Genomic DNA, 26,209 nt, shown 5'->3' with positions numbered 1-26,209 from the left:
AAAAGCGCACAGGTTTGTTATGATCCCGCTCCTTCGTAATGGTCTTTTCGAGTAGTCCACATGTCCGATCGCAGCGTCCGCCTTCAAGCTCTCAAGCAAGCCCTCAAAGAGCGCATCCTGATTCTCGACGGCGGGATGGGCACGATGATCCAGAGCTACAAGCTCGAAGAACAGGATTATCGTGGCAAGCGCTTTGCGGACTGGCCGAGTGACGTCAAGGGCAACAACGACTTGCTGGTGATCACCCGTCCGGACGTGATCGGCGGCATCGAAAAGGCTTATCTCGACGCCGGTGCCGACATTCTCGAAACCAACACCTTCAACGCCACACGCATTTCCATGGCCGACTACGGCATGGAAGAGCTGGCCTACGAGTTAAACGTAGAAGGCGCACGTCTGGCGCGCAAGATTGCCGACGCCAAGACCGCCGAGAACCCGGCCAAGCCGCGCTTCGTCGCCGGCGTACTCGGCCCGACCAGCCGCACCTGCTCGCTGTCGCCCGACGTCAACAACCCCGGCTACCGCAACGTCACCTTCGATGAGCTGGTGGAGAACTACACCGAAGCCACCAAAGGCCTGATCGAGGGCGGCGCCGACCTGATCCTGATCGAAACCATTTTCGACACCCTCAACGCCAAAGCGGCGATCTTCGCCGTGCAGGGCGTGTTCGAAGCACTGCACATCGAACTGCCGATCATGATCTCCGGGACCATCACCGATGCGTCCGGCCGTACCCTGTCGGGGCAGACCACCGAAGCGTTCTGGAACTCGGTGGCCCATGCCAAGCCGATTTCCGTAGGCCTCAACTGCGCGCTAGGCGCCAGTGAATTGCGGCCGTATCTGGAAGAGCTGTCGAACAAGGCCAGCACCCACGTTTCCGCACACCCGAACGCCGGCCTGCCGAACGAGTTCGGCGAGTACGACGAGCTGCCATCGCAGACAGCCAAGGTCATCGAGGAATTCGCCCAGAGCGGCTTCCTCAACATCGTCGGCGGTTGCTGCGGCACCACGCCGGGGCACATCGAAGCCATCGCCAAAGCCGTTGCCGGTTACTCGCCGCGGCAGATTCCGGACATTCCCAAGGCGTGCCGCCTCTCGGGTCTGGAGCCGTTCACCATCGATCGCAGCTCACTGTTCGTCAACGTCGGCGAGCGCACCAACATCACCGGCTCGGCCAAGTTCGCCCGGCTGATTCGCGAAGACAATTACACCGAAGCGCTGGAAGTCGCCCTGCAACAGGTTGAGGCCGGCGCGCAGATCATCGACATAAACATGGACGAGGGCATGCTCGATTCGAAGAAGGCCATGGTCACCTTCCTCAATCTGATTGCCGGCGAGCCGGACATCTCGCGCGTGCCGATCATGATCGACTCGTCGAAGTGGGAAGTGATCGAAGCCGGCCTCAAATGCATTCAGGGCAAGGGCATCGTCAACTCGATCAGCATGAAAGAAGGCGTCGAGCAGTTCATCCACCACGCCAAACTGTGCAAACGCTACGGCGCTGCGGTGGTGGTGATGGCGTTCGACGAAGCCGGCCAGGCCGACACCGAAGCGCGCAAGAAGGAAATCTGCAAACGCTCCTACGACATTCTGGTCAACGAAGTCGGCTTCCCGCCGGAAGACATCATCTTCGACCCGAACATTTTCGCTGTGGCCACCGGCATCGAAGAACACAACAACTACGCGGTCGACTTCATCAATGCCTGCGCCTACATCCGCGATGAACTGCCGTACGCCCTGAGCTCCGGCGGCGTGTCCAACGTGTCGTTCTCGTTCCGTGGCAACAACCCGGTGCGCGAGGCGATCCACTCGGTGTTCCTGCTGTATGCGATCCGCGCGGGCCTGACCATGGGCATCGTCAACGCCGGTCAGCTGGAGATCTACGACCAGATCCCGGTCGAGCTGCGCGACGCCGTCGAAGACGTGATCCTCAACCGTACGCCGGAAGGTACCGACGCCCTCCTCGCCATCGCTGACAAATACAAGGGCGACGGCAGCGTCAAGGAAGCCGAGACCGAAGAGTGGCGCAACTGGGACGTCAACAAGCGTCTGGAGCATGCGCTGGTCAAGGGCATCACTACGCACATCGTTGAAGACACCGAAGAATCCCGGCAGTCGTTTGCGCGGCCGATCGAGGTGATCGAAGGCCCGTTGATGTCCGGCATGAACATCGTCGGCGACCTGTTCGGCGCCGGCAAAATGTTCCTCCCGCAAGTGGTGAAATCCGCGCGGGTGATGAAGCAGGCCGTGGCGCACCTGATCCCGTTCATCGAACTGGAAAAAGGCGACAAACCGGAAGCCAAGGGCAAGATCCTCATGGCTACGGTCAAGGGCGACGTGCACGACATCGGCAAGAACATCGTCGGCGTGGTGCTCGGTTGCAACGGCTATGACATCGTCGACCTCGGCGTGATGGTCCCGGCCGAGAAAATCCTGCAGGTTGCCAAAGAAGAAAAGTGCGACATCATCGGCCTCTCCGGCCTGATCACGCCGTCGCTGGACGAGATGGTCCACGTTGCCCGCGAAATGCAGCGTCAGGATTTCCATCTGCCACTGATGATCGGTGGCGCGACGACGTCGAAAGCGCACACCGCGGTGAAGATCGAACCGAAGTACAGCAACGATGCCGTGGTCTACGTGACCGACGCCTCGCGCGCCGTCGGCGTGGCGACGCAGTTACTGTCCAAGGAATTGAAAGCCGGTTTCGTCGAGAAGACGCGCCTGGAATACATCGACGTGCGCGAGCGTACTTCCAACCGCAGCGCCCGCACCGAACGCCTGAGCTACGCCGCTGCCATCGCCAAGAAGCCGCAATTCGACTGGGCCAATTATCAGCCAGTGAAACCGACCTTCACTGGCAGCAAGGTGCTCGACAATATCGATTTGAAGGTGCTGGCCGAGTACATCGACTGGACGCCGTTTTTCATCTCCTGGGACCTGGCCGGCAAGTTCCCGCGCATCCTCGAAGACGAAGTGGTCGGTGAAGCCGCCACTGCGCTGTACAAGGACGCCCAGGAGATGCTCGCCAAACTGATCGACGAAAAGCTGATCAGCGCCCGTGCGGTGTTCGGTTTCTGGCCGGCCAATCAGGTCAACGAAGACGACATCGAGCTGTACGACGACAACGGCAAGCCGCTGGCCAAGCTGCATCACTTGCGTCAGCAGATCATCAAGACCGACGGCAAGCCGAACTTCTGCCTCGCCGACTTCGTTGCGCCGAAGGACAGCGAAGTCACCGACTACGTCGGCGGCTTTATCACCACCGCCGGCATCGGCGCCGAAGAAGTGGCCAAGGCCTATCAGGACGCGGGCGATGACTACAACTCGATCATGGTCAAGGCCCTCGCCGACCGCTTGGCCGAAGCTTGCGCCGAATGGCTGCACCAGCAAGTGCGTAAAGAACATTGGGGTTATGCCAAGGATGAAACCCTCGACAACGATGCGCTGATCAAAGAGCAATACCGTGGCATCCGCCCCGCCCCCGGCTACCCGGCCTGCCCGGATCACACCGAGAAAGCCGCGCTGTTCACCCTGCTTGATCCAGAGGCTGCCGAAATGCGCGCCGGGCGCAGCGGCGTGTTCCTCACCGAACACTATGCGATGTTCCCGGCAGCAGCGGTCAGCGGCTGGTACTTCGCCCATCCGCAGGCGCAGTATTTTGCCGTGGGCAAGATCGACAAGGACCAGGTGCAAAGCTATACCGCTCGCAAGGGCCAGGACCTGAGCGTGACTGAGCGCTGGCTGGCGCCGAACCTGGGTTACGACAGCTGATACACCGCCAGGGCCTGAGGCTCTCAGGCCCTGGCGGGCTCAATCGGTCTCAGGGTCGTGAAGGCCCTGGTTGCGGTGACGCTGGGCCCGTTTGTGCCTGGACCGCTGGCGTTTTTGCCAGTTCTGCGCGGGTCAACTCCTTGAGCTTGAGAGTTCGCGCTTCGGCGATTTCGATCTCCAACTGACGCATTGCATCCAGATACTGATCAAGCATTTGCTGACTGGCATCGCGCTCCGGATACGCATCTTCAACCTCTTCCTGACGCCGTGTGGCGTTTCGTTCCAGCTCATCGAATACCTCGGGGTGCTGGTCGCGCATGTAATCGATCCAGTAATCACGAGAAATCAGATCTTCGAGGAACAGGTCGGATGCCTCGTCCGCCAGCACGGCGTTGCGCGCGTTGGTCAGGGTTTGATCGCGAATCGGAGTGTCAAACACCATGTGTTCCGGTTGCGCGGGCAATTCCAGATCGTCAGGCCAACCTCGGATCATGCCGATCCGGTACTGCAAGCGCCTCTCCGCCCGGTCCTTCTTTTTCGCGACAGCTTCGGCCAGCCTGTCAATTCTTTCCAGGCGAAACAAGCGTCGGGTCAGGTCGATCAAGGCTCTGCCGCGCTGTTGCGGACGAAGCGGCACGTCGCGCAGGGCATTGTGCAAGTAAACCCTTGTTTCCAGCTCACTGAAAGTCAGAATCCGCCCATCGACACAGGTGCCATGCGTCGCGGCGTTGGCAAACAACAGTTGGCGCAATTCCCTGTCTTCTGTCGCCGCTTGTATCACCTGCCATACCCGGTGCGTCAGGTCGGCACCCGCCAACTTGTACTCACCGGTATCGGGCAGCGTCGAGAGCAGATGGAAAAACGCCTCATGGCCGGGTTCCTCGGCCAGCTGCCTCCATAGCGCGGCGCGCTCCACGCGTAGATCGGACGGGGTGTATGTCAACCAGATGTCCATTGCCGGTGCAGCAATGTCCTGCAGCGGGTTATCGATGACTTCGTCGGCTTCGACTACCGCATGTGTATCGACGCGCCTCGACCCTGTGCCACCGCCGCTGTCGTCACTGTCGTCGCTGTCGTCGCTGCCGCCATCGGACCCCGAGTCGGAGTCCGGGTCAGAATCGGATTCGCTGCCAGACGCCAGGCGCTGCGCCATTTCCTCATCCAGCAACAGCCGCGAATAGCCCATTACGTCGCGATTGCCGTTAGCGATACTGTAGTCACGCAGCTGCTCAAGACTGTTGAGCGTCAGGGCGTTATCGGATAAATCAGTACCCGCGACCAGCCCCTCATGATTGCCGCCCAGCAGCCGGTCCGGAAACGCCGTGATGTTGTTGCCTGTGAGGTTAAGCGTATGCAATTGCGGCAAGTCCAGCACACCGGCCGGCCAGCGATCCAGCCCGTTGTAGGCGAGCTCGAGTGTTTCAAGCTGAACGAACACGCTGGCATCGATAACGTCGAGCCGGTTGTGGCTCAGGTCCAGCCAGCGCAGGCGATTGGCACTGACCAGGCGATGCAGCGGCTGCGCATCCGTCAGCAGGTTGCCGCTCAACTCCAGACGTTCGAGACGACTCAGGCCGCTGACGGCGTCCGGCACCGTCTGCAATGCGTTGCCGTTGAGCACCAGTCTGGTCAACTCCGGAAACGCCGTGCAGAACTCATTGAAGCTCTGTGCCGAGAACCCTGCGCCTGTCAGATTCAGAGTCTGTACGTGGGAAAGCGTGTCCGACAGGGGCGGCAGATCACCGGTGGAGAGCCCGGTCAGATCAAGCTCACGCCCCGCTCCCTCTGTATGCCGTGTCAGCCCGTCGACCATGCAATCACGAATTTTTATCGCCGCGAAAGCGCGACCTTGCGTCGTCAGCGCGGTTGTCCTGGAGTCGGTCGCACCGGCAAAGATCCAGCTGTTCAACTGCCGCGTCAGTGAGTCGCCGCTGTCCCGCCACTCGCTTATCCGGGCATCTATCTGCATATCATCCAGCCCCTCACTGCGCAGGCGCGCCACACATTGCTGCGCATATTCATGGGAGAGCCGTGGGTTGAGCTGCTGTAGCCGGCCGACGCTGTCTGCCGCATCTTCAGCCACGGACGTCAAAGGGCGCAGCGGCAAGAGAAAATCGTGGACAATGGAAAACGCGGTTTGCGGCGTCGTAAGCGTATGGGCATACAGCGCGGCGGATGGGCTTCTGAACGCTGTCAAAGCGCCTGCGGGCAGACCAATGGCAGCTTCGATACGCTGCTGGGCCATCGACAGTGCGGCCTCGCCCTCTGCGCTGAACAGGTTGTCCGTCAGGCTGGTCTTCAACAGTACGTCATCGCAAGCCAGCACTTGCTCAGGCAATGAATCGATAGCGTTGTAACGCAGATCCAGCCACTGCAGGCGGGGAAGGTTTTCAGCACCGGCCGGCCAAGTTTTGAGTCCATTGGAACTCAGGTCCAAAACCTCAAGCCCGGTCAATGCCGACACATCCAGTGCTGTCAGCTGATTGAGGCGCACGCTGAGGAATTTCAGTCCTTTCAATTCACTGAACTGCCGTTGCACCTGCGGCGTCATGACGATGCGGTTGGTTGAAAGATTCAGCCGAGTGAGCTGCGCAAGGTCTTGCGGGCCGACCGGCACCTCAGTCAGCCCGCAAGCGGTAATTTCCAGCGTGCGCATCTCGCTGAAAGCCTTCAGAAAAGTCTCGATCTGTGCGGCCGGAACATTCAGCCGGTCCAGGCGTACGGTCTCAACGTGGGAAAAAGTACCGGCCGGTATTGGCGCAAGTTCGGTAATGGAGGAGCCGCCAGTCAGCCAGTTGCGATCACTCAACTCGAATACACGAGCGTCTCCAGGCACGTAGAAGTCCCGATCCAGCGAGCTGCGGGGCCGGATAGCGCGTTCCAGACCATAGCGCTTGCGCACGGCAGCGCGCCAATTGGCCGCCAGCGCATCCAGGACTTGTCTGTTGGGCAGAGATCGCCAGCGCGAAGCCGGAGCCGCAGTGCGCAAACCACTGGATGTCGTTGGCTCATAAAACGCACGGAATATTCCGGCGTGTTCCAGACGCAGGATTTCGACGGCGTTGAGTCGGGTTTCGGGGGTATTCCACAGGCCCAGGATATGTTGTGGCAGTGGATTGACGTATCCCGCCTCTCCCGTCAGAAAATCCAGTTCGCCGACGCAGTACTGGCGAACCATCAAGTCCAGGTCAACCAGATGTCCCCAAGGTCCCAGATAATTTTTTACGTACTCATAAGCCGGTTTGAATGCTTCGTGGGAAAACTTCGACCAATCCAGGGCTAGCCCCGCCCACAGCCGTTCATGGCCAGCCATCAGTGCCGAGGGAATGTGGGCAATGGCGGTTCGTGACAAATCCAGCCGTTGCAGATCTGGCAGACTTTGCACGGACGCAGGCCATCGAGCCAGTTCCGGTGCGTCGATTTTGAGTCTTTTCAGCCGCTGCAACGTGGCCAGATCAAGCTCTGGCGTGGCAGCGGCGTCCAGTCGAACCAATTCAAGATCAAGGTCCTCCAGCGTCGTCATCGTCGCCAGTCTCTGGGAAAAGCCCTGTGCCAAAGACGTCGCGCCGGTTCTGAACCTGAGTTTTTTCAGCGAAGCCATTGCACTCACGGCCGGCGGCAGGTCGCTCAGTGATTGTTCGCGCCCCATGTAGGTGCCGAAAGCACTGCCTCGTTCGCCGAGGGTCAACTGCTCAAGATTGGGGAAGCGCGACAGAAACGCGTCGGCCCCCGGGTCCGTCATGCCGTCACCGCTCAGGATCAACTCGCGCACGTGGGAAAAATCGGCCTCGATCGCTGGCAGCGGGTAGTAGCTGACAATCAAAAGCCTCGCGGCGCTGTGATCATCGGCGGCTAACGGTGCCTTGCGCCAGCTCGCTTCCAGCGCCCTCGCCGTTTGTGATCTCTGGAACACGCCCGACAGGTCATTTGAGGTGGTACGCGAATCTCCCACCCATTCATCGAGCGTTGCTTTGAGTCGTTCCCACTCTTGACGACGGGACTGCAGCATCGCAAAGATTTCGCGGTTGCTTTTGCCCTCGCGCACCTGCGTCAGGATAAAACCGTTCGCTTGCTCGACCGACAGCTCCGGATAGAGATCGCGCAATCGCTCGACCAGTTCCGGATTGAAAGCCGGGCCTCGCCCGCTGGCGGAATACCCGACCAGATTTCCGCTGATGCGTGCGGGCGGCTTCAGCCATTTTTGCGGTTTCAGCAAAGCCAGCGCTGTGCGGGGATCCTGCTCGGCTTGCGCAATAATCGCTTGCTGCAGTTCGGCCCACTGGCCGACTGCTGGCAGTCCCAGGCTGCGTCGCGCCTCATCAGGCAAGGCGTGCATGATCGATGGGTAAAAGTTGTCGCCGTGGCGAGGCAGGCTGTTGAGCGCCTCGCCGCGATCGTTGAATGCCTGAAATTGTGCACCTTTTTTGATCAGGTACTTTTTCTCACCACCTGTCTCGGGGCCCACGCTGTGGAGCACTGGACCTTCGACGCTGCCTTCGCGAACGTCCAGACGCAAGCCGTCCGGCCAACCGGGCAGACTTCCCAGTGCGTGCAGTGCCAGACGGCGGCTGTCCGCTGACGCGATATTGTCGCTGCGCAGGCCGGCAAAAGCCCTGACCTGCCGGCTTTTGCGCGCGTACCAGCGCGCCTCCTCGAGCATGCGCAGCGGCGCGCGTCCGGTCGTCGTCAGCTGTTCGAGCTCAGCGGGTCCGGCGTGAGCCAAAACGTCCTGAGCAGCCGATTCGGTGAGCCCCACGCAGGCAGTCTGCAAGCGCTTGACCAAGGGGTCGGCGGCTTCGGTCCCTGTGTAGATGCTGTCGTAAATGGCAGCTTGGCGCGTTTGCGCGTAATCCGCCATTTGCCTTGCAAACTCGACAGGCCTGGCGTCACGCAGGCGCGCGCCCTGCGCGCCCAGCAGTCGGGTGATTTCAGCTTCGTCGAGTGCCGCCAGAATGACCGTGGGCAGCTCTCCGGCAAGAATATCGGATCGGGTAATCCGGATCGGCGCCCTAACACCGCTGCCACGCACACGGCGCGCGCCGCCATACTTGACGGATTGACCCGACAAGCCCGCGCCGTCGAACACTTCGAGTACCCGGTTGGCTGGCCACAACGGCATCTCAGTGACCAGCGGCAAGGCATACAAATACATCTCGTCGATCGGTTGCGTGCCGCGCAACTGTTCAATGACTCGCCCGGCGTCCGTATCGGCCTTGAGCATGCGCAAGGCTTGCAGCAGCTCCGGAGGCGGCAACGCGTGGTCCAGATGCATCTTGCGCAATGCGTCATCGCTGACCCCGCTGATGTCGGCGGCCCTGCCCAACTCGGCGTCGGAAAACGCTTCGCTGCGATGGCCCATGCGGCGCAGCAGTGTACGGCGATCCCACGTCAGTGGACGTTCCAGAGTGGCGCGCCAGGCGCCGGCGCCATTACTGTCCAGAACAGGCTGATAGGCGCTGGCATCGGTGGGATGCTGCAGGCGCCATTTTCCGATTACCTCGTCAAACTTCTGTTGGTAAAGCTTGCCCTCGAGCCGGATATAGGTTTTGCCGTCAACCCCGTACTGGCCCGCTGTATTGGGGGCAAGGCTGGCGTCAAGGATGACGGGCGACTCATAAGCGCTGAGATCAGGCTTCCACAGCCGGGCTTCACCATTGACCAGTGTCACCGGACTCATCTGTTCGATCACCGGCACCGCGCGGGCTGCGGCGAATTTCTGCACGCCGGCGCCGACCCCCGCCATGGCTCCGATCAGTGCCAGGTTTTCCGCTACATCGATCAGATGATCCTTGGCTGCCCTGCGATCGCCTTCACTCCATTCAATGGCGCCCTCCAGGGTTTCGTAGAGCAATTGCCCGGCCATCACTACCATCATTACCTCACCCAGCACAGGCACGAACATCGATACCATGTTCAAGCCCAGCATGCCGATCTGCATCAGGTGCGCCAGTTTGGCGTCGCGGGCTTTCGCATCGACATCGGCAGTCGGCACCGCATGGCTTCGCGCATCGGCAATGGTCTTGTCCCGACTCTGGGTAAACAGGTACTCCCAGAGATCATCATTGGGGGCCCAGAGGCCTCGTCCCTTGCGACCGACCGTCGACGGGGCAATATAGGGTTCAGGCACCGGTTGCAGTTTCACCTTGCGCTGGGGCGGCACCTCGCTGAGGGTGGTAAATGCCGAGCCGGGGCTGATCGCCTGGATAACCACAGCCCAGGGCGAACGCACTATTTGCCAGGCATCCTTGGGTGAATCGGCGGCCACCTGGGTGAATTGGCTGAAATAGTAAGGACGCTGGTCATAAGGCAGGAACTGGCTGAGGAACTGCTGGTAGCGGGTCGGAGCTGCGCCGTTCGTGTCGGCTGCGTCCCGCGCGGTCAACAAACGCTTGAATTCGCTGCGCATCTGCTCGTACGTGTACCGTTTGAGCGGGTGGTGCGGATCGTGGGGGACATACAGGATCAGCTCATCGTTGTAACGATACTTTTCGCAGATCACGAACGCGACGCAGCCAGTCAGGCGCTTTTTCATCACGCCAAGGTCCTCGAACCACACTTGCCTGTTGCCCATCCAGGGATGCATTTCGCCAGCGATGACCGACAGGATCATTGTGTAATCCGCCGGCTCGATGTCTTTTTGCAGCAACGCCTGTTCGGCAGCCGCTCGCATTGTCGCCTTCTGGCTGGCGATGAACGGGTCGCGAAGCGCGGCTTCTGCCAGCGGATCGGCAGGTTGCAGGAACGCCTTGAGGTAAGTCTGATATTGCTTGCCAATATCCAGGCTACGGCACAAGCCCAGAAACTGGCTGACCGTTATGCCAGGGCTGAGCGACTCGAAGGTGTCCGGAGTTTGCGTGGCAACCAGAAAACCGGAAGTTTCGTGCCAGGCTCCCTCATCGCATTCATGGGCTTCGAAATTATGCAAGGCTGCGTCCAGCATCGACAGTTTGAGAAACTCATACGACGCCAGCTCGATGTGCAGAATGCCCATTTCCACGGGGCGTTTGAGGCACAGCAAGGTCTGGTCGACGTCGACCTGCACCTGGTATTGATCCTTGAGTGCCTTGACCAGCAACAGCCGGGCAAAATCCTCGACCTGCTGCAGCGTCGCCAGGCTTTTGTCCAGCGCGTTTTGTGCGGTGACGCTGGCGGTGAAACTGTCGGTCAGTGCGCTGCGCTGTGCCGGCGTTGCTTCCTGATACCAAGGCGGCAGCGTGGTTGATACGTCCTTCAAGGCCTGACGTCGTTGCGTGGTTGCATCGCTCAGCCACGTCGGGACGGATTTTTCCAGAAAGCTGCCGTGAATGCTCAGCGTCGCCTCGCGTTTGACGGGCGGGGTCGTTCCTGTGGATTGAGCGGTCGCGCCTGCGGGGCGCGATGAGGGATGAATCGGGATAGCTTCCATGGTCACTCCTTGTTGATGGAGCAAGCAGCAGACCATTTCACGCTATCCCGTCTGCGGTATCGGAATATCGCTCGAGTGTTAATGAGTAAGCGAATGTGGATTTTGACCTTGAAACATCCTGCCCCGATTCCGTGTTTCAGGGACGCAACGATGGCCCGGGTTCCGGCGAGGTGCGGCCAGGCAGCTGCGACTTGTCAGCGACCTGCTGTAGCTCGTCGATCGCCCGACGCGTCAGTGCGACCAGTTTCTCCACGCGCAGCGTTTCCATCGCCTGGCTTAGGGCATCCAGTTCCAGGTCATATTGTCCGGCATCGATCTCAGCCCGCTCGAGGCGTCCGTCCAACGCTCCCCAGAGCTGCAAGCGCTGATCATCGACCGATGCATTCAGATCGTTCATCTCCTGCGGATAGCGTTCTCGCAGATAGTCCGTCCAGTAATCGTGGGCCACCATGCTGATTGGCAGCGCGTCGGTCCGCTCTGCCGCAAGGATTGATTCACGGGTTTGCGTGAGCAAATCCCCGCTGAGGGGATCGAAGTAGGACATGAAAGCCGGCTGCCCGGGCAAATCGACACCGTCGCCCCAATGGCCAGTCAGCCCGATGCGGTACTGCAAGCGCACCTCGGCGCGGTCCAGTCTCTCAGCCGCGGCCGCGGCTTCAGCAAGGGTCTCGACCCGGTCCAGACGAAACATTTGCCGGGACAAACGCACCAGTGCCTGCCCCCTGAGAGCTGTTTGATCCGGCGCAAATTGGCGCAAAACGCGATCCGCCCAGACCCGGACCTCCATGTCGCTGAACGTCAGAATCCGCCCGTCAACGCAGGTGCCGTGGGTTTCAGCGCTGTGAAACAACAACTCTCGCAACGACGTATCGTAGTAGGCAGCTTGCATGACCTCCCACACTCTGCGCGTGAGATCAGCCCGCACGCGATTGAAATCCTTGGTATCGCGCAATAGCCGCAGCAGCTGGAAAAAACGTTCGTGGTTCGGTTCCTGTGCCAGCCGCGTCCAGATCACGGTTCGTTGTTCTGCCAACGATGCGGGGGTGTCCTGGAGCCAAGGGGCAAGCGAGCGCGGTGCAATGTCAGTTGCCGGATTCAACAGCTCTTCGACAGGTGCTACGGCGGCGTGCACATCAAAATCAACGCCGCCCTCCCCCTCAGGGATACCGACCGGCTCCTCCAAACCGATGCCGTCGTAAAATATCTGCCTGTTGATCATGTCGTCGATCCGTGCGCGCGATACACCCAACACGGGGCGCCCCGGACGTTCGCGCGAGTAGCGCCGCAGATCCTGCAACGCTGGCAACGACAAACGTTCATTTGCGGACAAGTCGGTGCCCTCGAGCAGATTCCCGTGCCCACCGCTGAACAAACCAACAGGCAACTCCTCGATCCGGTTGCCGCTCAGATTCAGAGTATGCAGACGAGGCGCCATCAACACGCCGTCCGGCCATTCGCTCAACTGGTTGAAGCGTAAATCCAGGGTTTCGAGAGCGCCAAACGCCGGCGGGTGAAAAGCGCGGATCTCGTTGTAACCCAGATCCAGCGCGCGCAGACGGCCGCTGCCGAGCAATGGGTACAGGCTCGTCGCGCTGTGCAGATTGCAATACTGCATTTCCAGACGCTGCAGATGCCGCATGCGTTGCACCGGCGCGGGCAACGCCAGCAATTCATTGCCGCTGACAAACAAGGTTTCGAGGTTGGGAAAGGCCTGCAGGAAAGCGTCAGAGCCGCGCGTGGTGATACCGACGCGGGTCAAGTCCAGGCTCGTCACACCTGGCAACTGCACGTCCAGCTCCGGCAGGTCACCGGTTTGCCGCTCTGAAAATTCCAGCTCCAGCCCGGGCGTGCCTGGGCTTTCGCTGAGCCCATCAAGCCATGCGGCGCGGATGCGCCGTGCAGCGAAGGAGCGACTGCGCGCATTGATGAACACGCCTTCTCCAGTGACCTCGCGGGTATACAACCAGTCGTTCAAACGGCGGGTCAGCGCGTCGAACGTTTGATGCCACTCAGTGATTCGTGCGTCGATCTGCGCGTCGCTGAGCGCCATCCTGCGCAGCTTGTGCAAGCTGAGCCGAGCACGCTCGTCTGGAAAAATCTGCCGCAACCGCTGCAAATGCGCAGCCGCGCCGGTCTCGCCCGCCACCGCAGCGGATTGCGCAAGCGGCACCAGCTCGTCGATGAACGATGCACCGGTTTCCGTTGGCGGAAATCGCTCCGGCACGGGTTCGGCTGCGAATCGCGCCAGCGTGCCGTGCGCCAGGCCCGTTTGCTGCTCGATACGCCGCAGCGCCGTGTTCAGCGCAGCTTCACCCTGCGGGCTGAACACGTTGCCGGCCAGGTTGGTTCTCATCAGCAAATCCGTGTGCATCAACGCCCTCGGCGACACAGAGTCGATGCGGTTATCGCGCAAGTCCAGCCAGGACAACCGGTTCAGATCCTCGACACCAGCGGGCCAGCGTTGCAGCCTCGTCGACCGCAGGCCTAATGCCTGCAACTCATTCAAGGCGCTGACATCGACATCCCCGAGCGGGTTATGGCTCAAGTCCAGCGCCCTGAGGCGCTGCAAGCCATTGATCTGGCGCTGCACCACTGGCGTCATGGCAATCCGGTTATCGGCAGCATCGAGCTGTGCCAAACCTTCCAGTTCGGCTGCAGCAAAGGGCAGTTCCGTGAAGGTGTTGCCGCTGATCTGCAGGGTTTCGGTCCGGCTGAAGGCGCGGATGAAACGGCGGGCCGCTCGGGCGGAAACGTCCAGTCCTCCCAGGCGCAGCGTGCGCACATGGGCAAAACTGCCTGGCGGCAATACGGGCAATTGCACAACGCGTTCGGCCCCCGTTTGAGTACTCAGTTCAAAGATGGACACGCGGGACGGCAGGCCGTACCGCTGCCGAACGGCGCCTTGCCAACTGTGTCTAAGCATATTGAAAATCTCGGCGTTGCTGCCTGTTGTCCATTGCGGGCTGAGCGCTGCGTAGCGAGTACCGTGCGGGGCTGGGGCATGGAATCGAGCGAAAATACTGTCATGCTCGGCGCGCAGCGCGGTGATCGCGGCCAGCCGTGCCTCGGGCGTAGCCGATGCGGCATCGAACGCCAGCGGCAACGGATCAAGCAGCCCAGGCGCGGCGAGCATGGAATCGAGTTCGGCCCGGCAGAACTCGTTGACCATCTGGTGCACATCGAGCAGATGTCCCAAGGGGCCGGCGTAGTTGCTGACGTATTCATAAGCGCGCAGAAAAGTGTCCGCAGTGACTCTCGACCAGTCCAGCGACAGGCCGGCCCACAGGCGTTCCTGCCCGTGGTAGAGCGACGACGGCAGCGTCTCGATCAAGGTATGACTGAGGTCCAGACGCTGCAATTGCCCAAGCCGTTCGACCGACGCCGGCCATCGCCACAAAGCACGAGGCGCGTCGATGCGTAACGTGCGCAACTGCCTGAGCCTTGAAAAATCGAGTCCGTGCAAGGACGTTGAATCGGTACCCGAGTAGTCGATGCGCAGCGCTTCGAGCGAAGACAACGCTTCGAGCCGCTGCGCGAAGTTCTCCGCCAGTAACGGCGCATCGGTGGCGAAGCGCAGGCGGGTCAGCTCAGGCATGCGGCCAACCGCTACAGGCAGCGTGGTCAGTGATCCGTTCACCAGCGTCTGCTCGATCCCAAGGCCGGGCTCGCCAATCGACAGATCGGTGACCTGTGGGAACGCCGCCAGAAAAGCCTCGGCATTGGCGTCGGTGAGGCCGCTGCCCGTTACCGACAATTCACGCACATGGTCAAACCTCGTGGTCAACGCAGGCAGCGGCGCATCGCAGACCAATGACAGCGGCGCCACTTCCCGGGCCTGCGCCGCCAACGGCTCGTTGCGCCAGGCCTCTCTGAGGGCCTGGGCCACTTGCGCACGGTGCGCTGCGGTCTGACTGCTCGAGGGGCCTGCCTGCCATCGGTCGAGGGTGGCATTGAGTGTTTCCCAATCCTTCAGTCGAGACTCCAGTTCATCGAAGATCTGCGCGTCGGTTCTGCCGCGTCGCCGAGCGAAAAACGCTTCAACCTGGCGCGGCTCCGGATACAAATGCTGCGCGCGGCTGCGCAGATGCGTATTCCAACCGGCACCGCGTCCGCTGGCGTAATAACCGCTCAACCGGGCACTCACTCGCGCCGGAGGCTTGAACCACCTGGCGTGCGGCTCCAGTAGCCGTGCAGCATCAAGACGATGCGCGTGGGCTGACTGGATGATGCTCTGTTGCAGTTCGCTGCCTGTGCGCACATCCGCCAGCCACAGCGCTGACCGGGTTTCATCAGGCAAGGCGGACAACAGCGACCGGTAAAAACTGTCCTCCAACCGGGGCACTCTATCAAGCGCTTGGGCACTGGCATCGAAGGCCTGATAGAAAGGCCCGTTTTTCACCAGGTAGCGTAAAACCGGTGCGGTGATTTCGCCGATACCGTCGAGCAAAGCACCGGTTGTACTGCCGTCACGGATCTCCAGCCGCAAGGTTTGCGGCCATTGCGGCAGTTGTTCCAGTGCATGCAATGCCAGGCGTCGGCTGTCTGCGGAGGCGAGGTTTTCGCCGTGCAAACCGGCGAATGCCCGAATCTGTCGACCTTGGCGAGCGTACCAGCGGGCCTCTTCCAGCAGCTTCAAGGGCGAGCGTCGGGTCGCGTCCAGTCGGGCAAGCTCGGCGGCCGATGCGTGGTTGAGCACGTCTTGCGCGGCTTCGTCGCTGAGCCCCGGGCATTCGCGCTGCAGAATGCGCACCCGCCCACTCGCGGGTCCGTTGCGCCGGTAGAGACTGTCGAAGATGGCTGGCTGTCGGGTGTAGGCGTATTCGGTGAGTCTCGCAGTAAATTCGTCCGGTCTCGCCGGACGCAATTGCGCGCCCCTGCTCCCCAGCAGATGAACAATTTCATTTTCCTCCAGCGCAGCGATGATTCGTGCCGGCAGTTCGCCGTTCAGCACTTGCTCGCGGCTGATCCGGATCGCCGGTTTGCGCTCAATCCCCGGCAGCAGTTTTTGTGCGCCGTACTGGATGGATCGCGCCGCCTCCCCCGCGCCCTCGACGATCTCCAGCACGCGGCCCGGCGGCCAACGCGGCATTTCGGGGACCAGCGGCAGCGCGTACAGGTACTGCTCATCAATTGCCTGGGCACCGCGCAACTGCTCGATCATTTGTCTGGCTCCCTTATCGGCGGCAAACAAGCGCATGGCGTCACGCAGTTCGGCAGGCGGGGGTAAATGGTCCATGTGCATTTTGCGCAGCGTGTTGTCACTGATACCGCTGGTATCGGCCAGCATCAGCAGGGCGTCGTCGGAAAAACCGTCAGTCAGCGGCCCCATGCGGCGCAGCAAGTCCAGACGCCCCCAGGTCATGGGTTGTTCCAGTGCCAGACGCCAGGCACCGTGGCCGTTGTTGACCAGGACCGGCCGGTAGGCATCGGGATCGCTGGGATGTTTGAGCAGCCATTGCGCGGTCGTTTGATCCTGGACCTGCTCGTAGACCTTGCTGCCCTGGCGGATATACGTTTTGCCTTCGAAGGAATACTGCGCCAGTGCGTTGGGTTCGCCCAAGGCGTCCAATGTCACGTCCTGTTCGTAACCACTGAAGTCGGGTTTCCACAGTCGGGTTTTACCGCTGGGTAACGTCACCGGGTGCAGGCTCTCGATGACCGGCTCAGGCTTGACAGGCCTCAACCGGCTCAAACCTGCACCCGCAACGGCGGTGACCCCGATCAGTGCGAGGTTTTCGGCAACATCGACCAGATGGGCCTTGGCCGCGTGCTTGTCGCCGTCGCTCCATTCGACGATCCCCTCAACGGTTTCATACAACAATTGGCCAGCCATGATCACCATCATCGCTTCGCCGAGTACGGGGACGAACATCGATGCGACGTTCGCTGCCAGCAGACCGAACTGCAGCAGCGCAGCGAGTTTGGCGTCGCGCGCCTTGGCATCGACGTCCTCAGTTGGCACTGCGTGGCTGCGGGCATCATCGAACAGCTTGTCGCGGTGTTTTTCGTAGAGACAGTTCCAGAGGTCAGAGTTTGTGCCCTTGAAATAAGCGTTCGGGTCCGGAAACGGTGCGGCCGCCACGTAAGGATCGGTATCCGGAATCATTTGCGGATCCTTGTGCGGCGTCTCCCAAGGCCCTAGGGGCGTCACTGTTTGCCCTATCGTTCGCCATGCCAACCACAACCACTCGGACGCGGGATGGGCGGGCTTGATGAACTGGTTGAAATATTCAGCGCGCTTCCTATAAGGAAAGAACTGGCTGAAAAACGCCTGATAGGCCGTCGGCGCGGTGCTTTGCGGGTGCTGTGGATCCCGAGCAGACAACAAGCGTTTCAGTGTGTCCTGCATTTGCGTGCCGGTGTAGCGCTTGAGCGGATGCTCGGGGTCGTTGGGCACGTAAAGAATTACTTCGTCATATGACGGATATCTGTCGTAAATCACAAAGACAACGCAGCCAACCAGTCTATGGCGCATCACGCCCAAATCCTGAAACGAGACTGTTTTGTTATCCAGTCTGGGGGTCCTGTTGCCCGCAAGAACGGAAAGAATCATCGCGTGATCCTGGCGGCGGATGTCCTTGGTCAACAACGCTTGTTCGGCCGCCGCGTGTAAAGCGCTCTTCTGAGCCAAGATGAACTGGCGGCGCAGCGCGGCTTCCGTCTTGGGGTCGGCTGGATGGAAAAACGAAGTCAGGTAGGCTTGATATTTCGCGCCAATGTCCAGCTCACGGCACAGACTGAGAAAGTTCCTGATCGAGACATTGACCGGGACTGCCTTGTAGTTACCGGGCGTGCCGGTTGCTACTGCGAAGGTTGAGCTTTTGTGAAAGGCGCCGTACTTGCATTCGTGACTTTCAAAGTTGTGCAAGGCTGCCTGCAGCATGGGCAGCGTCAGTACCTCGTGAGTGCCAACTTCCACGCGAGCAACAGTTACGAGAATCGGTCGCTTCAAACACAACAGCGTCTTGTCGACATCCACTTCCACCTGATAGCGGCTTTTCAGAGCCTCCAGCAGCAAAGGCCTGGCAAAGGCGTCAATGTCTTTGAACGATGACATGGTTTTATCCAGCTGCACCTGCGCCTGGAAGCTGTCTCTGAAGCGTTTGTGCAGCACGTCGCGTTGCGCGGGCGACGCGCTTTTGTACCAGTCGGGGGTTGCCTTGGTGGCCTGTTTGAACTCAGCTCTTCTGCGCGCGGGAGCATCAATCAACCATTGCGGTACCGACGCTTCCAGCAACGGCGCGTGCAGACTCTGCGTTGCCGCCGGTTTGATCAGGGGGGCCGCGCTTTTGGATACGAGGGAATCGGGGGACATACATCGCTCCTGTAAATGAAGCGACAGCACATCATCCGCACCGACCGGTGCGGCGGTACATAGTTATCGAGTCCAGAGAGAGTTGTTACGACGTGTCTGAACGGTCGGGCGCAGAGTTGACTATGCTTGTAACGCACGATTTAGCGGAGAGGGATTTATGGACGATCCAGTCGACAACAAACCGCCGACCTTCTGGCAGATGCTGCACAGCGTCATGGCTGCAGCCTTCGGCGTACAGAGTGGCAAGAACCGGGAAAGGGATTTCGCCCACGGCAAGCCCAGCCATTTCGTGATACTGGGCGTTTTGTTCACAGCTGTTTTCGGTCTGACGCTGTTCGGAATCGTCAAACTGGTGCTGCATCTGGCCGGTGTTTGAGGCCAATATGGAAAATCCGGGCCTTGGCAAAGCGATCGAGCCTTGTCACTGGCGAACCACCGGCGACAGGCATGCGGTCAGACCCGGAATTTCACTCACTGGTGGCTGACCCAGAAGACCGCTGTTCCTACAACGAGAATGATCAGGAACAAAATGGCCCATGCGTCGACGCTGCTGTCGCTTTTCCTGGCTTTGGTCGGGTTGCTCATTGCATCGCCTCTTGTCGGTTTTATCGGTGATTGCACAAAGACTCGATCAGAGTAAAGACGATGATTGTCCGCACGACAAATGTGGATTAGTTGCAAGCCATTCTCGTTAGGCGATTTGGTTCTTTACATATACTCAAACATCACTTTTGCGCATAACTGCAAACGGGTATATTGCCCCGGCTCCGTGACGGAGTGCGCGGCCGTGCGCGCAGAATTGCAGAGGCATCATCGGACTCCAGCAAGCGAAAACGCAGCGTTTTCCGAGTAGCCCAAGCCTGAGAACAGGACTTATATGTACGTATACGACGAGTACGATCAGCGGATCATCGAGGACCGCGTCAAGCAGTTCCGTGATCAGACCCGACGCTATCTGGCAGGTGAGCTGAGCGAAGAAGAATTCCGCCCCCTGCGCCTGCAAAATGGCCTGTACATCCAGCGCTTCGCGCCGATGTTGCGCGTGGCGGTGCCTTACGGCCAACTGACGTCGCGCCAGGTGCGCATGATGGCCAAAATCGCCCGTGACTACGACAAGGGCTACGCCCACATCAGTACGCGGCAGAACGTGCAGTTCAACTGGCCGGCGGTGGAAGACATCCCGGACATCCTCGCTGAACTTGCGACCGTGCAGATGCACGCCATCCAGACCAGCGGCAACTGCCTGCGCAACGTCACCACCGACCAGTTTGCCGGCGTCGCCGCCGATGAAGTGATCGATCCACGACCATGGTGCGAAATCGTCCGCCAGTGGACCACGTTCCACCCGGAATTCGCTTACCTGCCGCGCAAATTCAAGATCGCCGTGAATGGCTCGACCAGCGACCGCGCAGCCATTGAAGTTCACGACATCGGTCTGGAACCGGTCTACAACGCCGCTGGCGAGCTGGGCTTCCGCGTGCTGGTCGGCGGTGGTCTCGGTCGTACGCCGGTGGTCGGCGCGTTCATCAATGAATTCCTGCCGTGGCAAGACCTGCTGAGCTACCTCGACGCCATCCTGCGTGTGTACAACCGCTACGGCCGTCGTGACAACAAATACAAGGCGCGGATCAAGATCCTCGTCAAGGCGCTCACGCCTGAAGTGTTCGCGCAGAAAGTCGATGCGGAAATGGAACACCTGCGCGGTGGCCAGACCACGCTGACCGAGGCCGAACTGCATCGGGTTGCCAAGCACTTCGTCGATCCGGACTACAAGACCCTCGACAACCAGACCGCACAACTGGCCGATCTGGATAAAGAACATCCGGGCTTCGCTCGCTGGCGCAGCCGCAACACCCTGGCGCACAAAAAGCCGGGCTATGTTGCCGTAACGCTGTCGTTGAAGCCGACCGGTGTTGCCCCCGGCGACATCACTGACAAGCAGCTCGACGCCGTTGCCGACCTGGCCGACCGCTACAGCTTCGGTCAACTGCGCACCTCCCACGAGCAGAACATCATTCTCGCCGATGTCGAGCAGAGTCAGTTGTTCGCCTTGTGGGGCGAGTTGCGCGAAGGCGGTTTCGCCACGCCGAACATCGGCCTGCTGACCGACATCATCTGCTGCCCGGGCGGCGATTTCTGCTCGCTGGCCAACGCCAAGTCGATCCCGATTGCCGAGTCGATCCAGCGTCGCTTCGATGACCTGGACTACCTGTTCGACATCGGTGAGCTGGACCTGAACATCTCCGGTTGCATGAACGCCTGCGGTCATCACCACGTTGGCCACATCGGCATTCTCGGCGTGGACAAGAAAGGCGAAGAGTTCTATCAGGTTTCTCTCGGCGGCAGCGCCAGCCGTGATGCGAGCCTGGGCAAGATCCTCGGCCCGTCCTTCGCACAGGAAGCCATGCCTGACGTGATCTCGAAGCTGATCGATGTGTACGTTGAACAACGCACCGAAGACGAACGCTTCATCGACACCTATCAGCGTATTGGCATCGACCTCTTCAAGGAACGCGTCTATGCAGCGAATCATTAAGAACAACGAAGTCGTCGACGAGACCTGGCACTTGCTGCCGAAGGATTTCAACATCGACGAGATCAGCAACTGCGACGATCTGATCGTTCCTCTGCAGTTGTGGCGCGAGCACAGCCGCATGCTCAAGGCCCGCGATGGCGGTCTGGGCGTGTGGCTGGATGCCGACGAAGAAGCCGAAGAAATCGGTGAAGACGTCAGTGAGTTTCAAGTGATCGCGCTTAACTTCCCGGCGTTCACCGATGGCCGCAGTTACTCCAATGCCCGTCTGCTGCGTGACCGTTATGGCTTCAAAGGCGAACTGCGCGCAATTGGCGATGTTCTACGGGACCAACTGTTCTACATGCATCGTTGCGGTTTCGACGCCTTCGCCATTCGCGCGGATAAAGACCCGTACGAAGCGCTGGAAGGCCTCAAGGACTTCTCGGTGACCTACCAGGCTGCCAGTGACGAACCGCTGCCGTTGTTCCGTCGGCGTTAAGCCTCAGGGCTTTGGGTGCGAACAGAAAAACGCCGGTCATTGACCGGCGTTTTTTTATGCCTGGTGTTTACCAGAAGCGTTGTTGGGTCAGGCGACTCCACCAGCTCAGCAGCACGCGGTCAACCGAGCCGCTGGCGGCCATGCCGATGCGTTCCTGCAGGCTTTTGCGCTCGGCGTAGTGCAGATGGTAGACCTCGGCCAGTTTGGCCTTTTGCGCCAGGTATTCATCGCTGGTCTTCAGTTCGTCCACCAGTTGGTTTTCCAGCGCGGCGATACCGAGCCACACCTCACCGGTGGCCACCTCATCGATCGCCAGTTGCGGGCGATAACGGGCGACGAAGTTTTTGAACAAGCGATGGGTGATGTCGAGGTCTTCCTGAAACTTTTCGCGGCCCTTTTCGGTGTTTTCGCCAAACACGGTCAGAGTGCGTTTGTATTCACCGGCGGTCAGCACTTCGAAGTCTATATCGTGCTTTTTCAACAGACGATTGACGTTAGGTAGCTGCGCGACTACGCCAATCGAACCGAGAATGGCGAACGGTGCGCTGATGATCTTGTCACCGATGCACGCCATCATGTAGCCGCCGCTGGCAGCAACCTTGTCGATGCACACTGTCAGTGGCACCCCGGCGTCGCGAATGCGCGCCAATTGTGATGACGCCAGACCGTAGCTGTGCACCATGCCGCCGCCACTTTCCAGACGCAGAACCACTTCGTCTTTCGGCGTGGCCAGGGTCAGCAGCGCGGTGATCTCGTGGCGCAGGCTCTCGGTGGCGGAAGCCTTGATATCGCCATCGAAGTCGAGCACGAATACCCGGGACTTGGTCTCAGGCTTGTTCTTCTGCTTCTTCGCACTTTTATCGGTTTTCGCTTCGCCCTTGCGTAAAGCCTTGAGCTGGTCCTTGTCGAGCAGCGTCTGCTCCAGGCGTTCACGCAGGCCCTTGTAGAAATCGTTGAGCTTGCTGACCTGCAACTGGCCCGCCGATTTGCGTCGTCCCTTGCTGCGTAACGCGGCGAAACTGGCCAGGACCACCAGAATGGCGATCACCAGCGTGACAGTCTTGGCCAGAAAGCTGGCGTATTCGGTGAAAAAATCCACAGAGACTCCTCAAAGCAATGCGTGAACATGTAATACACGCGGAATGGCTCCAGCATACCCATGCGCCGGCTCATCGGCCAGCCGTGAAATCTCTGGCAACACGCCTGTAACGGGCATTTCAAACAAGCGTATGTTTTTTCATTGACAGCCTTACGCCATCCTCATAACCTCGCCTGACCTTCAACGTACCGGGACGACGCGGACGTGGGCAGCATCTACTTGATACGACATGGCCAGGCCTCCTTTGGTGCAGACGATTACGACGTGCTGTCACCGACCGGCGTGCGTCAGGCAGAAATCCTCGGCCAGCACCTCGCCGATCTGGGCATCAGCTTTGATCGTTGCCTTGCCGGTGACCTGCGTCGTCAACAGCACACGGCCACCAGCGCACTCGAGCAACTCAGCGCCAGGGGCCTGCCAGTACCCGTTCTGGAAACCGATTCCGCCTTCAACGAATTCGACGCCGATGCAGTGATCCGCGCCCTGCTCCCCGCCATGCTGCCGGAAGAGCCGGAAGCCCTCGACATCCTGCGCAACGCCGCACAGAACCGTGGCGAATTCCAGCGCATCTTCGCCCTCATCGTCGAGCGCTGGCTTGCTGGCACCTACGACACACCGGGACTGGAAAGCTGGCTGGGTTTCGTCGAGCGGGTTCAGGCCGGGCTGCAGCGCATCCTCGATCTGGCGCAAAAGAACCAGAAAATCGCCGTGTTCACTTCCGGCGGCACCATCACTGCCCTGCTCCACCTGATTACGCAGATGCCTGCCAGACAGGCGTTTGAACTGAACTGGCAAATCGTCAACACCTCGCTCAACCAACTTAAGTTTCGTGGTCGCGAGGTGGCTCTGGCTTCCTTCAACAGTCACGCACACCTGCAACTGCTGAAGGCCCCGGAACTCATCACTTTTCGCTGAGTCCGGCTTACTGTGACCCTGGCTGTAACCACCCAGCTCCCATGACCAAGAAAGGATCGAACCATGACCTCCGTAGCTGATGCCGTAAAAGCAATGCAAGCCAAGTTCAACCCAGCCGCCGCTGCCGGTCTGGACCTGGTCTTCGGTTTCAACATCACCGACGAAGACAAGCAATACGCCCTGATCGTCAAAGACGGCACTTGCGACATTCAGGAAGGCGAAAACCCGGACGCCAACTGCACGCTGGTGCTGGACAGCCAGACTCTGAAAGACATCGTCAGCGGCGAAACCGACGGCATGCAAGCCTTCATGGGCGGCAAGCTGCGCGTTGAAGGCGACATGATGCTGTCGATGAAACTGTCCGAGCTGTTCCCTTCGTAAGAAGCAGCCTGGTTCAAACAAATCCCGTCCTTGTGACGGGATTTGTCGTTCATGCAGGAGATCAGCGCAGGGCTCGGCTTCGCGCTCCGCTCGCGGAGATACGATCAACCTTCCTGCAACAACCGCGTATCCAGCCCAAACCGCTCTTGCGAAACCATTCTGAACTGACCCTCCGCCAGATCGCAGCTCACCAGCAAATTCCACGAGTGCCGTGTTGCCACGGATGGAACCAGAATAAACGGGTGTTCAGCCAACAGTGCATCGGCAAACTTTCGCTGGTTGGGCGAGGTCTTGATCGGGGTGAGCCAATGCGGATTGGGCACATCTTCCGGCTGCACGATTCTGACGCTGGCGTCGTGGGTGATCTCAAAACAGGTCAACACATAGGGCTCCTGATCAAGCGCATCAAAACTGCCATGGGCGGCCACTTCCAGGATCGCCGTCGAGGGGTCGACCGACGCATAAACGACTCTGCGTCCCGGCGTATTCCAGCGGCCACCGTCCCGTTTCGACCCCAGGCCGCTGTCCCAGGTCTCGCTGTACACCTCGCGATCCAGCCGCCAGGCGTACCAGCGATCATCCCAGGGCAAGGGGTTCATTGATAAACCCCGTATTTGATCTGGTTCAGATACTCCTCCACCATCCTGAAGCCCAGCGCATGTCCAACCAGATCGAGCGGCACATAACCGTAGAAGTAAGTAGCGCGTTGCTCCAGCCATGATTCGGCCTTGGCCTGACGCCCGAATACTTCGATGGCCAGTTCCAGCGCAGCGGCATATTGGTAGGCGATCACGCTCTGCGGCGTGTCCAGGCGCACCGACGCGCCTTCCTTGAGCAGGCGTCGCACGGTTCTCACAGATTTGCCGGTGATACGTTTGACCATCTCTCCCTGTTGGTACAGCTCGGAGGTTGCGATCATGTTCACCACATCAAGCAGCTCAAATCCTTCGCTTGTGCAGCGCAGGATGAGCATCGGATCGTCGCCGGTATCCTGCCCACGCAACAGCAACTCCAGAGGTTTGCCCTCGAGCTTCCTCAAGCCCGTGAGCCGGGGCACTTTGGCGCTCGGCATGGCAACGTCCTCCGAGGGACACCTGGCGCGATCGTCGCGCCAGTAATGGCGAGGCGAGTAAGCAGGCGTATGGCTTTCAATCAGTGGGATTCGCATAGTCCATCCTTTGTCGGGTCCAGAGCGATCTGTGCGCTCGATGACTTCAATGTCAGGACTGATGCTATAGACCCGGCGTCCGACGACCAACCTGAAAAAGTCGTCAGAAATATCCCCAAATCTGATCAAACCGCTCCTGTTTCCGTAGGACTCAAACGCAATTTTCAGCGGTTCAATCCGTTGTTGCTTTCAAGGTGGGGAGAGGGACTTTTGACTTACAATGCGCCCCACCTCCAGAAACCGGTTCCGCCCATGGACATCGACCTCGCCCGCACCTTCCTCGAAATCGTCCGTCACGGCAGTCTCGCCGCCGCTGCGCAGAAGCTGTTCGTCACGCAAACCGCGATCACCGCGCGGGTGCAGAAGCTCGAGAGCCAGTTGGGCAGCACGCTGTTCGTGCGCAATCGTGCCGGGGCGAAGTTGACGGCCAATGGCGAAGCGTTCGTGATTTATGCCAATCAATTGGTGCAGACCTGGGAAGCCGCCCGCCGCGACTTGCCGCTGCCCGAGGGGTATCACAACGTGCTGCACATCGGTGGCGAGGTCAGCCTGTGCAACCCGCTGATGCTCAGTTGGGCAGCGGAACTGCGCGAGAAAATCCCCGGCCACGCGCTGCGCATGGAAATCCGCGATGGCGAGAATCTGCTGCGTCAGCTCGAACTCGGTGTGCTCGATGCCGCGCTGGTTTATCAGCCGGAATACTGGCCGGGTCTGCAGGTCGAGCAAGTGCTGGAAGAAAAACTGATTCTGGTGCGCGCGCCCGAGCGCCCCGAGCCTTACGTGTACATCGACTGGGGGCCGGACTTCCGCCGTCAGCACGATGCCGCCCTGCCGGAAAAAGCCAAAGCCGCGCTGAGCTTCAACCTTGGCCCGCTGGCCCTGCAATACATCCTCGAACACGGCGGCAGCGGCTATTTCCGCACCCGGGTCGTGCGCACTTATCTGGAGACCGGCGCACTGGAAGCCGTCACCAAAGCGCCGGAATTCGGTTATCCGACCTATCTGGTGTATTCGCGTGATCGCGACTCGGCAGTGCTGCAACAGGCCTTCGACCTGTTGCGCGAAGTGATCCGCACTGATGACGACTGGTCGCAACGCTGGAATCCGTTGAGCTGATCCAGCGCTTGCAGTCCTGAGCATG

Annotated in this window: 12 protein-coding genes; 7 read left to right on the top strand and 5 right to left on the bottom strand. The window is 60.0% G+C overall.

The genetic code is table 11. The annotated features are described in order from the left end of the window. Positions 1-60 precede the first annotated feature (60 nt). A complete protein-coding gene (gene metH, locus ACZ0AZ_RS21285) occupies positions 61-3,771 on the top strand; it encodes a methionine synthase (protein ID WP_463538074.1) in 3,711 nt (1,236 codons plus the stop codon). Between the two features lie 49 nt (positions 3,772-3,820). On the opposite strand, the gene ACZ0AZ_RS21280 is transcribed toward metH, so the two are convergent. Both ACZ0AZ_RS21280 and ACZ0AZ_RS21275 read right to left on the bottom strand, forming a co-directional pair. Then, on the bottom strand, positions 3,821-11,176 hold the full coding sequence (locus ACZ0AZ_RS21280) for an NEL-type E3 ubiquitin ligase domain-containing protein (RefSeq protein ID WP_463538073.1): 7,356 nt from the start codon (positions 11,174-11,176) through the stop codon (positions 3,821-3,823). 136 nt (positions 11,177-11,312) lie between these two features. Next, positions 11,313-18,491 (bottom strand): NEL-type E3 ubiquitin ligase domain-containing protein, encoded by a 7,179-nt coding sequence (locus tag ACZ0AZ_RS21275; protein WP_463538072.1) that lies wholly within the window; start codon positions 18,489-18,491, stop codon positions 11,313-11,315. A 157-nt stretch (positions 18,492-18,648) separates the two neighbouring features. Between ACZ0AZ_RS21275 and ACZ0AZ_RS21270 the strand changes: the two genes are divergently transcribed. The 3 genes from ACZ0AZ_RS21270 to ACZ0AZ_RS21260 all read left to right on the top strand — a co-directional run bounded on the left by ACZ0AZ_RS21270 (position 18,649) and on the right by ACZ0AZ_RS21260 (position 21,505). Beyond that, on the top strand, positions 18,649-18,867 hold the full coding sequence (locus ACZ0AZ_RS21270; protein WP_039758638.1) for a DUF2970 domain-containing protein: 219 nt from the start codon (positions 18,649-18,651) through the stop codon (positions 18,865-18,867). Positions 18,868-19,368: 501 nt separating this feature from the next. Beyond that, positions 19,369-21,027 carry a nitrite/sulfite reductase gene (locus tag ACZ0AZ_RS21265; RefSeq protein WP_129998568.1) on the top strand — a complete coding sequence of 553 codons (1,659 nt, stop codon included), beginning with the start codon at positions 19,369-19,371 and terminating at the stop codon, positions 21,025-21,027. Further along, on the top strand, positions 21,011-21,505 hold the full coding sequence (locus ACZ0AZ_RS21260) for a DUF934 domain-containing protein (RefSeq protein ID WP_039758643.1): 495 nt from the start codon (positions 21,011-21,013) through the stop codon (positions 21,503-21,505). Before ACZ0AZ_RS21265 ends, ACZ0AZ_RS21260 begins: the two co-directional genes overlap by 17 nt. 67 nt (positions 21,506-21,572) lie before the next feature. Here the strand turns inward: ACZ0AZ_RS21260 and sohB are convergent, their stop codons facing one another. Next, on the bottom strand, positions 21,573-22,604 hold the full coding sequence (sohB, locus tag ACZ0AZ_RS21255; RefSeq protein WP_039758645.1) for a protease SohB: 1,032 nt from the start codon (positions 22,602-22,604) through the stop codon (positions 21,573-21,575). A 204-nt stretch (positions 22,605-22,808) separates the two neighbouring features. Between sohB and ACZ0AZ_RS21250 the strand changes: the two genes are divergently transcribed. Continuing rightward, complete coding sequence (locus ACZ0AZ_RS21250) at positions 22,809-23,519, top strand: histidine phosphatase family protein (protein ID WP_129998567.1); 711 nt, start codon at positions 22,809-22,811, stop codon at positions 23,517-23,519. Positions 23,520-23,582: 63 nt separating this feature from the next. Beyond that, positions 23,583-23,900, top strand: a complete 318-nt coding sequence (locus ACZ0AZ_RS21245; RefSeq protein WP_016774477.1) for an SCP2 sterol-binding domain-containing protein — start codon at positions 23,583-23,585, stop codon at positions 23,898-23,900. A 104-nt stretch (positions 23,901-24,004) separates the two neighbouring features. Here the strand turns inward: ACZ0AZ_RS21245 and ACZ0AZ_RS21240 are convergent, their stop codons facing one another. Together ACZ0AZ_RS21240 and ACZ0AZ_RS21235 are read right to left on the bottom strand one after the other, a co-directional pair. After that, positions 24,005-24,499: an RES family NAD+ phosphorylase gene (locus ACZ0AZ_RS21240; RefSeq protein WP_039758650.1), complete on the bottom strand. Its 495-nt coding sequence runs from the start codon at positions 24,497-24,499 to the stop codon at positions 24,005-24,007. After that, a complete protein-coding gene (locus tag ACZ0AZ_RS21235; RefSeq protein ID WP_129998566.1) occupies positions 24,496-24,972 on the bottom strand; it encodes an MbcA/ParS/Xre antitoxin family protein in 477 nt (158 codons plus the stop codon). The genes ACZ0AZ_RS21240 and ACZ0AZ_RS21235 overlap by 4 nt, the downstream gene beginning before the upstream one ends. Before the next feature lie 348 nt (positions 24,973-25,320). Between ACZ0AZ_RS21235 and ACZ0AZ_RS21230 the strand changes: the two genes are divergently transcribed. After that, positions 25,321-26,184, top strand: a complete 864-nt coding sequence (locus ACZ0AZ_RS21230) for a LysR family transcriptional regulator (protein ID WP_024012724.1) — start codon at positions 25,321-25,323, stop codon at positions 26,182-26,184. Positions 26,185-26,209 lie beyond the last annotated feature (25 nt).

The organism is Pseudomonas sp. AC239, from assembly GCF_979258545.1.
This window is presented reverse-complemented; position numbering and strand designations above follow the sequence as displayed.